We start from the raw sequence: 11,284 nt of genomic DNA, 5'->3' as shown, positions 1-11,284 counted from the left end.
TCAACTACGAGATCAGGGAATCCAACATCACGCCGGAAGCGGCATAAGGAACCCTCCACGATCTCGGGGGAACCACAGATCAAGGACCTCCTCGTCACCGCTCCCGCCGAGATACGCGAGCGCTACCGCGGCTACACCACCACGCTGACGCTCGTGGCCGCGCTGTCCAGATGCCGACCCGCTACACACAACGATCCCGTCACGGTCTCAGTACTGACGGCCTGCAAAACACTGGCCCGCCGCGTCACCTTCCTGCAAGATCAGGCCGACGAAATCACTGCTGAGCTCGACACCCTCACTGCTGCATTCAATCCTGCACTCCGGGCCGCCTACGGCGTCGGCCCGGACACCGCCGCTCAACTGATCATCACCGCCGGCACCAACCCCCAACGGCTCCGCAGCGAAGCCTCCTTTGCGATGCTCACCGGTGTCGCTCCCATCCCGGCCTCGTCCGGGAAAACCAGCCGCCACCGACTCTCCCGCGGCGGCGACCGCGCCGCCAACAACGCCCTGTACCGCATCGCCCTGGTCCGCATGGCCCACGACCAACGCACCCGCGACTACGTCACCCGCCAGACCGCCGCCGGCCGGTCCAAAAAAGAGATCCTGCGGATGCTCAAACGCGCTATCGCCCGCGAGATGTTCAAACACCTCACCGCACCCAGCCCGATCGACGACTACAGCGACCTCCGCCCGGCTCGTCGAGCCACAAACATCACTCTCACCGCCGTCGCCGACCACTTCGGCGTATGGCCCAACGACATCTCCCGCCTCGAACGCGGCCTCAAACGCGACGACACCCTCGCCGCTACCTACCGCCAATGGTTAAACACCCAGCTCAACCACGCCGCTTGACTATTAACAGAAATAGGAGCATCAAGTTGCGGCGACGCGCCGCTCGCGACGCGCCGGGCTCGGCCTGGCGGAAGTGGCCAGCTACGCCGATTTCCACGCGACGGGCATCACTGCTGTGGTACACGCGTGACGGACGTGACAGATGCGACCATCACCCCCGCGTGGCGCGTACCGCCCACACCCCCGCCGCCAGTACGGCCACCGCTTCGGCGACCACACTGAGGACTGCATACGGTACCGGCTCGGCGCCCGTCTCCACGAATCCGAACAGGCCGACGGTTCGCGACAGCGCGAACGCCGCCAATGCCCCCGGCGACAGCACTCCCGAGGCCCATCCGAACCACCGCGGCGCACCCACCGCCAGCAGCGCGCCGACGGCACAGAACACCGCTGCCTGCACCAGGAAGCCGGTGCCGATCGTCGGGATGTGTCGGTACCCGTGCACATAGAGGTAGGCGTGCACACCGCCGCTGACAACCATGGCCGCCGCGAGCACCAGACGGTAGACAAGAGTCACAGCAGGGTCCGTTCCTTGAGCGCGAGCGTGTGCTGACCGGTCTGGTAGCTGACCTCACGGATACCGAGCGCGTCGTGCAGCTTGCCGGCCGGCAACGTCAGCGGTTTCGGTGCCGGACCATCGCCGGGATGCGGCAGCGGGTAGGCGGTCGTGGTGCCGCTGTGGAACGTGATGTTGCCCTCGGTCTTCGAAAATACCTGGTGCACATGGCCGTTGAGGCAGGTGACCGAGGCGAACCGCTTCAGGTAACTCACGGCCTGCGCGGAGTCGTCGGTCCCCCAGCCCCAGTCGGGATACATCGCGAACAACGGGATGTGGCTGAACACGACGATCGGGGTATCGCTCGACAGCGCGGCGACGTCCTTCTCCACGAACTCGAGTTGATCGACGCCGAGGTGGCCGAGTTTCTTCAGGTTCAGTGTGTTCACCAATGCGATGACATGTACGCCGGCGATATCGAAGCTGTACCAGCCGTCGCCGCGGGTGCCCGCGCCGAAAGCCTGGCGGTACTTGGCGCCGGCGTCGTCGGCCGAATCATGTTCTCCCGGAACGGTGAACACGTGCGGGGTGCGCAGTCCGGTCATCATCTGCCGGACCTGGTCGAATTGTTCCGGCGTGGCCAGATGCGTCAGATCGCCCGTGTGGATGACGAAATCCGGCGTGTAGCCGAGGTTGTTGATGGTGTCGATGGCATGGGTGAACGAGCCGGCGACGTCGGTGTTGGCAGCCCCGGTGAAACCGATGTGGCTGTCACTGACCTGCGCGAAGCGCAGCGTCGGCTGCGCCGGGGCCGACGAGCTGCCCGCGACGTGCGACAGCACTTCCCCGCCGACCACCGACAGCCCCACGGCGGCGCCGAACCACGCCGTGTGCCGGAGCAGTTGGCGGCGGTTCATCTGCTGCGGGTCGCCTTGCGAGTCACTCATTTGACGACCACCGTCCCGTGCATGAAGGGGTGAATGCCGCAGACGTACGTGTAGGTGCCGGGCGCTGCGAACACGTAGCTGAAGGTGGCGCCGGAACCCATTGTCGGAGAGCGGAACTGACCGCCTTCGGCGACGACGTTGTGTGGGTCTTCGTCGTGGTTGGTCCACGTCACGGTCGTTCCGGCCGGCACCGTCAGCGTGTCGGGCGCGAACGCGAAGTTGTCGATGTTGACGGCGTTCGGGCCGGCCGGCATCGGCGCCTGGTGGCCCGGTTCGGGCGGGGCCATCGTCATCGAGCCCATCGCGGGTCCGGACCCGGAGCCCGACATGCCAGGCGTGACGCCGGAACTGAAAACCGCGGTTGCAGTTGAGCTTTGTGGAACGGTCGAGGTGCATGCGGACAGGAACAGGACTGCGCCGGAGAGCGCCACCAGGGATCGTCGCGACACGACGGGAACCTCCGTAGTCGTCGGGTACGGGCGCGCCTGCGCACCCTCACCAACAGATACGGCGGCGGGTTACACCGCCTCAGGCCGGCTGGCTCGGCGGCGTCGGCGCGAAAACCTCGATCACGCCGCCCACCTCCCGAACCTCGAACTTCGGCAAGGGTTTTGGCGCAATCGGCAACTGATGGGTCAGGACGTGACCGTCCGTGGCGAACGACGTGGAATGGCACGGGCAGCGCAACCTGTCGTCCGGCCCGTCGAACCAGAGCCGGCAGCCCTGATGCGTGCAGACACCCGAGATGCCCTGCACGTTCCCGTCGACCCTGCGCACGAACCCCACGACCGAGCCCAGGTCGAACGGATGCACCGCACCCTCCGACACCTCGGCGCTGTCGGCGACCTTCTGCCACGTCCCCGCCGACGGAACCAACTCCTGGCTCGCGGTGTCCTGCTTGCCAGACCCACTGCGGCCCACCAAAGCCCGGTCGACGGCGACCGCGGCCACCGCGGCACTGGCGGCCGCCGATGTCCCGACGATCACCTGCCGTCGGTTGGCGCGCAGCCAACCCGGCTTCGGCGCCGCCGCGTCGTCGCCGTCGAACTGTGCGGCGAGTCTGGCGTGCAGATCGGCGAGGAACTCCGGACGCGGCTCGTCGGCGCCGGGCCGGGCCGCCTGTAGGTCGATCGCCGTCCGCATCTGCGCCGCGTCGAAGTCGTCGGGCGTGAACCGCGCCGGCTTGCGGCCGCGCAGCAGATCGTCGAGGTACCGGCGCAACCCCCGCGCGTTCATGGCTCGCCCTTCTCGTTGATCTGTGCCGCCAGCCGTAATGCCCGGTGTTGCAACACCTTTGCGTTGGCAACGCTGACGCCGAGCTCCGCTGCGGACTCCTTGATCGACTTGGTCTGGAGAAATCGCAGCTCCAGTATGCGTCGATAGTTGTCCGGCAGGGCGTCCAACACCGCGGCGACGCGGTCCGGCGCGGTACTGATGGACTCCTCGGCTTCCGGCGGCGCCTCGATGTCCAGGTCGATCACCGTGATCTCCCGCCCCATCGTCTCGCGCCAGTGCGCGGCGAGCACCGTGCGCGCGGTACTGCGCAGATAGGCCCGCACCTCGGCAGCACTCGCCGTCAGCCGCAACGGCCGCAGCGCGGCGAGAAACACCTCGGCTGTGAGGTCCTCGGCGTCGGCCTGATTGCCGACCCGCGCGTAAATCGTGCGGTACACCCACGTCGCGTTGTCCTGGTAGACGGATTCCCAGTCGGGATACCGGGAATCCGACGAGACCACGCGCAGCGGGGGTCGGTGCACAGGATCACGCTGTGCAGACACATTGGCCCCGTCTCATCGGTGCGGCCCGGCACACCGCGGGACCACTTCGACAAGTAGATAGCCGCCGGGGTTACATCGGGCTGCCACGGGCAACACCGTCACCCGCCGTCGTCCACCGGGTCCAGCAGCCGGTCACCGAACAGACTGCACAGCAGCAGCGCCACCTCGACGTCGAGCCGGTCGTCCTCGATGGGCCGGCCCCGGCGTTCGATCGCCCGCTGCACCCGGTATTTCACCGAGTTCGTGTGCAGGTGCAGTTCCTCGGCCGCGGCCTTGTTGCTGCCGCCCGCCTTGAGGAAGGCCTGCAGCGTCTCCCGGAGGCGCTGGTCGCCGTCGGTCGAACAGGCCAGCGGGCCAAGCACTTCCGTGGCCCACGCCGACAGCGCGTCGACATTCGACCCCAGCAGTGCCGCGAGTGCGATGCCACGGTGGCCGAACGCGGTGAACCGGCGCCGCTGCGGGCCCGACGCCACCGCGACGGCGCGGGCATCTTCGGCCTGCCGGTGCGACAGCCGGAAGCCGGCGACGCCGGACTGCGGAGTGCCGGCGGCGACGTACGGCCCGTCGGCCGGCACCAGACTCCCCAGCCATGTCACCGCCTCCGCGATCACTGCCGCGGGCACTGCGACCCAGGCCCATGCCGTGGCACGGTCGACCGAGACGAAAAGCGGCGAGTCCGCCGCGCCGATCGACGCGGCGAACTGCTGGATCAGCCGCTCCATCTCGGCCAGCCGGTCCTCGGAGTCGTCGCACCACAGCACCACCGCGAGATGGGTGCGCTGCAACGGATAACGGATCGCCACCGTCGCGGCGTCGATGTCGACGTCGCCGCCGGCCAGCAGTTCGCGAATCTCCGTGATGCGTACGCTGTTCCGGTTCTCCAGCCAACTCTCGCGAGCCTGTTGGTACACCTCGACGACCTCTTGGGAGATCCTGTCGATGTAGTTGAACGAGATCGTCGACATCACGTCGAAGACGTCCAACGCCAGCTGCGGGTCGAAGTCCGCGGTCCGGACCTCCTCCAGGACCTCTTTCAGTACCGCCTGATGGCCGAGCCGGTACGACCGGACGAGCACATTGGCGGAGATGTCGCGCTGCGCCAGCCGCCGCGCGTGTTCGATCGCGGCCGCGGGGGCATGCAGGAGGTCGATCGAGATTCCATGCCGCGCCGCGGCGAAGAACGCATCGACGTTCGCGGCAACCGAATCGGCCAGGATCTGCTGAAGTTGCTCTTCACCGCGCAGCTCGGCGATATCGGACACCAGCAGCTCGGAGATCGAGCGCGTGATGTCGGTGAGCCGAGCGTCCAACCGCGTGCCGATTCCGGCCACCGCCTGCGTCAACGCGTCACCCGCGCCGGTGCGGTCTGCGCCACCGGCCACGTTAACTGCCTGTTTTCCCGGCCACCCCCAAACCGTAGTTCGTCGTCGGTCCGTTTGTCCCCAAAGGACGACAGCTACCGGAGATTTCGTCGCGGCGCCGCTCAGCCGGCACACAGCAAAAGGCCGCCGGTACCCCGTTCGCGGGTACCGGCGGCCCTGAAGCCCACGCGAGGTGTGTTCAGCCGACCTCGGCGGCCAGCTTGGCGACCACGCCACGCACGCCCTCGACGACCTCGGCGGCCTCGCGGGGATGCTTGCCGTCGAACGCCGATGCCGGCAGGGACAGCTTGACGTCGACGACGTCGGCACCGGCGATGCCGAACGACTTGCGGCTCTCGTCATGTGCCCACACCCCGCCGTACTGGCCGAGCGCGGTCCCGATGACCGCCAGCGGCTTGCCGGCGACGGCGCCGGAGCCGTACGGGCGCGACAGCCAGTCGATCGCGTTCTTCAAGACGGCGGGAATGGTGCCGTTGTACTCCGGGGTCACAGCCAGGATCGCGTCCGCGTCGCCCGCGATCTGGCGCAGCGCGACGACCGCCTCGGCAACCGAGTCGTTGTCGATGTCTTCGTTGTAGAACGGCAGGTCGGCCAGCCCGTCCGCGACACGTACCGTCACGCCATCAGGCGCAGATTCGACCGCCACCTCGGCGAGCTGGCGATTGAGCGAGGCCGCGCGGAGGCTGCCGACCAGGACCAGGACCTTGGTATCTGCCATTTTCTTTCCCCTAGCTTTGTCTCTGTGGACGGTTCCGGCGAACCGATCCTCGCATGAGTCAACCGGACTGCGGTCCGATTCATTCCGCCTGAGTTAAAGTTTTTTCATGAGCGACGGGGTGGCGCAACTGCGGCCCACGAACCTGCCCATGGCGGGTCTGCCGATGAGTCCGGCTGCGCCGGTCGAGCGCGGCGATGCTGCGCGCAACCGGCTCCTGCTTCTCGACGCGGCCCGCCGGCTCATCGCCGCGCGCGGCTCCGACGCCGTCACCATGGACGACATCGCGGCCGAGGCCGGCGTCGGCAAGGGCACCCTGTTCCGCCGGTTCGGCAGCCGCGCCGGCCTCATGCTCGTACTCCTCGACGAGGACGAGCAGGTCGAGCAGAACGCCATGATGTTCGGCCCACCTCCGCTGGGCCCCGGCGCACCGCCGCTGGAACGACTGCTCGCCTACGGCCGCGACCGGCTTCAGTTCGCCTGGCAGCACCGCGCCCTACTGTCCGACGCCGGGCGTGATCCGCAGAGCCGATTCGGGGCCGCGGCCGCCGTCCACCGCACCCACGTCCGGATGCTGCTGCACACCGCCGGCACCACGGGAGACCTCGACGCCCAGACCGATGCCCTGCTGGCCCTTCTCGACGCCGACTACATCAGCCACCAGCTCGACGATCTGGGTCACAGCCTGCAGGCGCAGGGCGATGCGTGGGAAAGCGTGGCGCGCAAGCTTTGCGGGACCTGAGATGACCTGGGTACTGCACGTCGACCTCGATCAGTTCCTGGCGTCCGTCGAATTGCGCCGGCACCCTGAGCTGGTCGGCCTGCCCGTCATCGTCGGCGGCAGCGGTGACCCCACCGAGCCCCGCAAGGTGGTCACGTGCGCTTCCTATGAGGCAAGGGAATTCGGCGTCCACGCCGGGATGCCGCTGCGCACCGCCGCCCGCAAATGCCCGGAGGCCGTCTTCCTGCCCTCGGACGCACCCGCCTACGACGAAGCCTCCGAACAGGTGATGGGCCTGCTGCGCGACCTCGGCCATCCGGTCGAGGTGTGGGGCTGGGACGAGGCGTATGTCGGTGCGGCCGTGGATGATCCGTTCGAGCTGGCCGAGAAGATTCGCGCCGTGATCGCCGCCGAGACCGGCCTGTCGTGCAGCGTCGGCATCAGCGACAACAAGCAGCGTGCCAAGGTCGCCACCGGATTCGGCAAGCCGGCCGGGGTCTTCGCACTCACCGCCGCGAACTGGATGACGGTCATGGGTGACCGGCCGGTCGACGCGCTCTGGGGCGTGGGTCCCAAGACCGCGAAGAAGCTCGCCGAGCTGGACATCACCACCGTCGCGGAGTTGGCCCGCACCGACGCCGAGCTGCTCACGTCGACGTTCGGCCCGACCACCGGGTTGTGGATCCTGTTGCTCGCCAAGGGCGGCGGCGACAGCAACGTGACGGCCGAACCGTGGGTGCCGCGCTCGCGCAGCCATGTGGTGACGTTCCCGGAGGACCTCACCGACGTCACCGAGATGGACGCCGCGGTCAGCGAGCTGGCCCGGCGGACCCTCGATGAGATCGTCGAGCAGGGCCGTGTCGTCACCCGAGTCGCGGTGACCCTGCGCACCAGAACGTTCTTCACCCGCACCAAGATTCGCAAGCTGCCTGCGGCCGGTACGGATCTGGAGACCATCACCCGGACCGCGATCGACCTGCTGCACGACTTCGAACTGGACCGGCCGGTGCGGCTGCTCGGGGTGCGGCTGGAACTGGAGATGCCGCAGTAGTGCTCACCACCATCGCCATCCGGGGCTACCGGTCGCTGCGCGAGATCGTCCTGCCACTGTCGGAGCTGACCGTCGTGACCGGAGCCAACGGCACCGGCAAGTCCTCGGTGTACCGGGCACTGGGGCTGCTGGCCGACTGCGGACGCGGCGAGGTCATCGGATCACTGGCCCGCGAGGGCGGTTCCGTACATGGTTTCGGCGTGTTGCAGCCAGCGTTGTGACCCACCCGAATCCGGTGCACTCGGCATGTTGCTGAGCCCATCGCGGTTATCTGTAGGTCGGTGAGGGGTGTACTCGACTGTCGCTGATGGTTGGGTTTCTTGCGGTCAGGGTCGTGAAGGCCAGTGTTATCTGTAGGGCTGTACTCGATGGTGTCTGAGTCCCCCCTTGCGGTATCGCTGTGTCGGCCTAGTGTCAGCTTCATGCCGTCGTCGCGGGCTGCCCGAGCCGCTGATCGGGCCGACGAGCTCGCCGGTTTACGTCGGCGGCTGGTCACTGGTGGTGTGCTCACCGCCGAGGACCTTGAGCTTGGCCAGCGGCGAGCGTTGCAGTCGCGGCAGTGGGCGCTGGAGGCGTATCTACGTTCGGCTGAACGCCATGAAGCGGCCGCCCGTGCCCACGAGCGTGCCGCGTGGGCTCACGAGAATGCTCACTGCGGCGGCCCTCGCGAAGTGGCGCATCACGTTGCCGCCGATGATCACCGTCGTGCTGCTGTCGTTGACCGCGCCGCGGCGGCCGATGACCGGCGTCGGGCGGCTGAAGTCGAACAGCTCGACAGCGCCTCGTAACGTCACGACGCCAACGCTCAGCAGCCCCCCTTGCGCACTGGCCAGACGATCGCATTGTTGGTTATCTGCGCCGACGGGACCGATTGGCGATTTCGCCGGGTGAGGGGTGGGTCAAGGGTCAATGTCAGCTAACAGCATGGGATTTGGTTAAGCAGGCGCAGCGGTGCGTCCACGGTGGTAGGAAGGGTTTGTTGGAACGCGCCGAGCTGACTTTCGTGTGACGATATGTACGCCGTGAAGCCCAAATGTGATGCGCTGAGTGTGTTGTCGGGCAGCCGCGGCCTCCATGGTCCGGCACCGATGACGGTGGTGTGCTGTGTCTGAGATGCCTGTGGGTTCTTCGGGTGGCGGCGCCGATGTCGGCTGTGGGCGGTCGCTGCGGTTACCGCCGGCGGCGATATCCAGGTCACCGGTCGGTTCAAGTTTTTCCTGGCCGATCAGCGGTGGGTGTGGTCCGATGATTTGGCGCGCATGCACGGCTATAAGCCGGGGCAGGTGCAGCCTTCCACCGAGTTGTTGCTGAGCCATAAGCATCCCGATGATCGGGCTTCTGTGGCGGACTTGCTGGGCCGCGTGCAGCAGGGTGGCTTGTTCAGTAGTCGGCACCGGATCATCGACACCCGTGGCAAGACACATTGGGTTGTGGTGGTCAGCGATCACCTGGTTGACCAGGGCGGTCAGATCATCGGGACCCAGGGCTACTACATCGATGTGACCGCCGCTGTGCAGGCTGATGTTTCGGCGGAGGTGCAATCGGTGGCCGAGTCGCGTGCGGTGATCGATCAGGCCAAGGGCGTGCTGATGGCGGCCTACGGTGTCGATGCTGATCGGGCGTTCGAGTTTTTGCGGTGGCGCTCGCAGACGACGGGCGTCAAGCTCAAAAAGGTGGCGGCGCACTTGTTGGAAGCGTTGGCCGATGCGGAGTTTCCCACCGACCTGCTGGCGCTGATTGATCACCTGTTGTTGGTCAATGAGCCAGACGATGACATGAAGTCCTTGCCCTGACTGGCCCAGAGGGCAGAGCTATCGGCATGCGTTCTGCGCAGCAGCACGTGGGTGCAGCAGCAGTGCCAGGCCGGCGCGGTTGGAGCGGCGACTTTCGAGCCGATGCTGCTGCTTAGCACCGTGGTTGCGGCCGTCAGTCGCCTGACGATGGAGGCGCGGAAGCAACCCTTCCCAATCCACCGGCATGAGTTACGTTACGGCACGGTGGTGGCGTCGGAGAAGATTTGGTAGCCAACCGATTTCGACCAAATTTCGACTGCACAACTGCTGTTTGTAGGTTCATGCGGCGAAATTCGCCCACCAAAGCAGTCGGCGCAAGCGACATGCTCATGGAGCACATGTACTCCACACAATAAGAGCTGATCAGCGCACATATACGCAGCGCAAAAATGGATTAGCTACCGATAAGCGGGCTGAGCGTGCCCACCCCCGCGGGCGGCCCAGTCAAGGGAGCACGGAAACTTCAGGATCGATTCTTTCCGGTACGGGTGCCCCGCTCCGCATCAGCGGCCGCCGTTTTGCCGTTCTCTCGCCTGCTTCGCGAGCGCCCGCTTGGCGTAGCTGCGCGGGCCCTTCATTTGCATCTGCGCGAACTGTGCGCTCACGTTGAACAGTTCGGCGACGGCGGCGTTGTCGAGCTCTCGGAACGCGAGCCTCTTGCACGCTTCGGTGGGGGCTAGGAGTTCGCCAGACAGGTAGAGGGCTTCCCTCTCGACTTTTTCGCTATAGAGGCGGGCATGGTCGTCACCGAGTAGTCCCTCCGGGAATGCGTGTTCGAGAAGGTGGTGACTCATCTCGTGCGCGATGCTGGACCGTCGTCGAACCACCTGATGGCTGTCATTCTCGATAATGAGACGCCCGGTGCCGACCGCTATGAGCGCAGCGGACCACCTCTTCGAACCGTTGGTTCGGAAGTGTTCGATGGTGGCGATAGGGCAATCGTTCGCTGCGAGCTCGGAGATCGAATAGATCTGGATGCCGTACGTTTCCGCGAGCTTGTAGGGGTCAAGCGGATCCATCAAGCCGAGGCCGAGCGCAGTACGTTCTTCACGGGCAAGCTCGGCCATCGCCTTCTGGGTCCAGCGAAAGGTCATCCTTGCCTGCTTGACCTCTCGTTATGGAAGCGGCGGACTGCGGAACCGATGAGCTGCTCGAGGTGTTCAACGTCCTCCGGCTGCAGATCTTTTCGTGCGCGGAGAAGTGGCGCGAGAGTCGCAACCAAGTCGGGTTCCTCGCGATCGACCTCGGATTGTTCAGCCTGAATAAACCGCTCGGCGGGGATATTGAGCCAGGTCACCATGCTGGCAAATGCAGCGGTGTCTGGAGTGTGGCCGTTAGCCAGACGAGACAGCGTCGACGGACTGAGGTCGAGGACTCCGGCGAGCTGCCTCCACGACAACTGTTTGCTGTTTCGTGCTGCGTCGAGGGCGGCGTGCAGGCTCGCTACGTCGACGGAGGTGGACGCCATCGGTCTCCAGGTGTGTTTGACAAATCGAACAGTGTTGCTAGTCTCGAACTGTAGCGTTCGAAAATTCAAACGCCGTGT

The 11,284-nt window shown here is 66.2% G+C and carries 14 protein-coding genes and 1 pseudogene; 5 read left to right on the top strand and 10 right to left on the bottom strand.

Features of this window, described 5'->3' with window-relative positions; translation table 11 throughout:
• Nucleotides 1–855 (top strand): transposase (locus ACJH6H_RS03760; RefSeq protein ID WP_406774252.1); only part of this gene is annotated, 855 nt, incomplete at its 5' end.
• Nucleotides 856–1,006: 151 nt separating this feature from the next.
• Here the strand turns inward: ACJH6H_RS03760 and ACJH6H_RS03755 are convergent.
• From ACJH6H_RS03755 to ACJH6H_RS03725, 7 genes are all read right to left on the bottom strand, one after another.
• A complete protein-coding gene (locus ACJH6H_RS03755; RefSeq protein ID WP_082762193.1) occupies nt 1,007–1,372 on the bottom strand; it encodes a hypothetical protein in 366 nt (121 codons plus the stop codon).
• Nucleotides 1,369–2,298: a metallophosphoesterase family protein gene (locus ACJH6H_RS03750; RefSeq protein ID WP_406774251.1), complete on the bottom strand. Its 930-nt coding sequence runs from the start codon at nt 2,296–2,298 to the stop codon at nt 1,369–1,371. The genes ACJH6H_RS03755 and ACJH6H_RS03750 overlap by 4 nt, the downstream gene beginning before the upstream one ends.
• On the bottom strand, nt 2,295–2,627 hold the full coding sequence (locus tag ACJH6H_RS03745; RefSeq protein ID WP_374704303.1) for a cupredoxin family copper-binding protein: 333 nt from the start codon (nt 2,625–2,627) through the stop codon (nt 2,295–2,297). The genes ACJH6H_RS03750 and ACJH6H_RS03745 overlap by 4 nt, the downstream gene beginning before the upstream one ends.
• A gap of 199 nt (nt 2,628–2,826) precedes the next feature.
• Nucleotides 2,827–3,534, bottom strand: coding sequence for a Rieske (2Fe-2S) protein (locus tag ACJH6H_RS03740; RefSeq protein WP_406774250.1), 708 nt, complete (start codon nt 3,532–3,534; stop codon nt 2,827–2,829).
• On the bottom strand, nt 3,531–4,076 hold the full coding sequence (locus tag ACJH6H_RS03735) for an RNA polymerase sigma factor (RefSeq protein WP_212813713.1): 546 nt from the start codon (nt 4,074–4,076) through the stop codon (nt 3,531–3,533). Before ACJH6H_RS03735 ends, ACJH6H_RS03740 begins: the two co-directional genes overlap by 4 nt.
• 98 nt (nt 4,077–4,174) lie before the next feature.
• Nucleotides 4,175–5,458: a PucR family transcriptional regulator gene (locus ACJH6H_RS03730; RefSeq protein WP_406774249.1), complete on the bottom strand. Its 1,284-nt coding sequence runs from the start codon at nt 5,456–5,458 to the stop codon at nt 4,175–4,177.
• A gap of 178 nt (nt 5,459–5,636) precedes the next feature.
• The gene (locus ACJH6H_RS03725; RefSeq protein ID WP_064860710.1) at nt 5,637–6,176 is read right to left on the bottom strand and encodes an NADPH-dependent FMN reductase; all 540 of its coding nucleotides are present in this window, start codon (nt 6,174–6,176) and stop codon (nt 5,637–5,639) included.
• 148 nt (nt 6,177–6,324) lie between these two features.
• Between ACJH6H_RS03725 and ACJH6H_RS03720 the strand changes: the two genes are divergently transcribed.
• The 3 genes and pseudogenes from ACJH6H_RS03720 to ACJH6H_RS03710 all read left to right on the top strand — a co-directional run.
• Nucleotides 6,325–6,915 (top strand): TetR/AcrR family transcriptional regulator, encoded by a 591-nt coding sequence (locus ACJH6H_RS03720; protein ID WP_406774260.1) that lies wholly within the window; start codon nt 6,325–6,327, stop codon nt 6,913–6,915.
• A gap of 1 nt (nt 6,916) precedes the next feature.
• Nucleotides 6,917–7,945, top strand: a complete 1,029-nt coding sequence (locus ACJH6H_RS03715; protein WP_406774248.1) for a DNA polymerase IV — start codon at nt 6,917–6,919, stop codon at nt 7,943–7,945.
• Nucleotides 7,945–8,127 (top strand): annotated as a pseudogene (locus ACJH6H_RS03710) (AAA family ATPase); the annotation flags it as partial. The gene ACJH6H_RS03715 and the pseudogene ACJH6H_RS03710, both read left to right, overlap by 1 nt.
• A gap of 396 nt (nt 8,128–8,523) precedes the next feature.
• Here the strand turns inward: ACJH6H_RS03710 and ACJH6H_RS03705 are convergent.
• A complete protein-coding gene (locus ACJH6H_RS03705) occupies nt 8,524–8,739 on the bottom strand; it encodes a hypothetical protein (protein ID WP_406774247.1) in 216 nt (71 codons plus the stop codon).
• A 357-nt stretch (nt 8,740–9,096) separates the two neighbouring features.
• On the opposite strand from ACJH6H_RS03705, the gene ACJH6H_RS03700 reads away from it, so the two are divergent.
• On the top strand, nt 9,097–9,738 hold the full coding sequence (locus ACJH6H_RS03700) for a PAS and ANTAR domain-containing protein (protein ID WP_406774259.1): 642 nt from the start codon (nt 9,097–9,099) through the stop codon (nt 9,736–9,738).
• 503 nt (nt 9,739–10,241) lie between these two features.
• On the opposite strand, the gene ACJH6H_RS03695 is transcribed toward ACJH6H_RS03700, so the two are convergent.
• Together ACJH6H_RS03695 and ACJH6H_RS03690 are read right to left on the bottom strand one after the other, a co-directional pair.
• Nucleotides 10,242–10,832, bottom strand: coding sequence for an ImmA/IrrE family metallo-endopeptidase (locus ACJH6H_RS03695; RefSeq protein WP_406774246.1), 591 nt, complete (start codon nt 10,830–10,832; stop codon nt 10,242–10,244).
• Nucleotides 10,829–11,206 (bottom strand): helix-turn-helix domain-containing protein, encoded by a 378-nt coding sequence (locus ACJH6H_RS03690; protein ID WP_406774245.1) that lies wholly within the window; start codon nt 11,204–11,206, stop codon nt 10,829–10,831. The genes ACJH6H_RS03695 and ACJH6H_RS03690 overlap by 4 nt, the downstream gene beginning before the upstream one ends.
• Nucleotides 11,207–11,284 lie beyond the last annotated feature (78 nt).

It is taken from the genome of Mycobacterium sp. SMC-21 (assembly GCF_045310825.1).
Taxonomy (GTDB): Bacteria; Actinomycetota; Actinomycetes; order Mycobacteriales; family Mycobacteriaceae; genus Mycobacterium.
Note: the sequence above shows the minus strand (reverse complement) of the source record. Positions and strands in the feature narration are given on the sequence as shown.

What these genes read in the sequence shown, in the direction of transcription:
- ACJH6H_RS03750 (WP_406774251.1), bottom strand. Translation starts at nt 2,298, where the DNA reads ATGAGTGACTCGCAAGGCGACCCGCAGCAGATGAACCGCCGCCAACTG.
- ACJH6H_RS03745 (WP_374704303.1), bottom strand. Translation starts at nt 2,627, where the DNA reads ATGTCGGGCTCCGGGTCCGGACCCGCGATGGGCTCGATGACGATGGCC.
- ACJH6H_RS03740 (WP_406774250.1), bottom strand. Translation starts at nt 3,534, where the DNA reads ATGAACGCGCGGGGGTTGCGCCGGTACCTCGACGATCTGCTGCGCGGC.
- ACJH6H_RS03725 (WP_064860710.1), bottom strand. Translation starts at nt 6,176, where the DNA reads ATGGCAGATACCAAGGTCCTGGTCCTGGTCGGCAGCCTCCGCGCGGCC.
- ACJH6H_RS03720 (WP_406774260.1), top strand. Translation starts at nt 6,325, where the DNA reads ATGGCGGGTCTGCCGATGAGTCCGGCTGCGCCGGTCGAGCGCGGCGAT.
- ACJH6H_RS03715 (WP_406774248.1), top strand. Translation starts at nt 6,917, where the DNA reads ATGACCTGGGTACTGCACGTCGACCTCGATCAGTTCCTGGCGTCCGTC.
- ACJH6H_RS03695 (WP_406774246.1), bottom strand. Translation starts at nt 10,832, where the DNA reads ATGACCTTTCGCTGGACCCAGAAGGCGATGGCCGAGCTTGCCCGTGAA.
- ACJH6H_RS03690 (WP_406774245.1), bottom strand. Translation starts at nt 11,206, where the DNA reads ATGGCGTCCACCTCCGTCGACGTAGCGAGCCTGCACGCCGCCCTCGAC.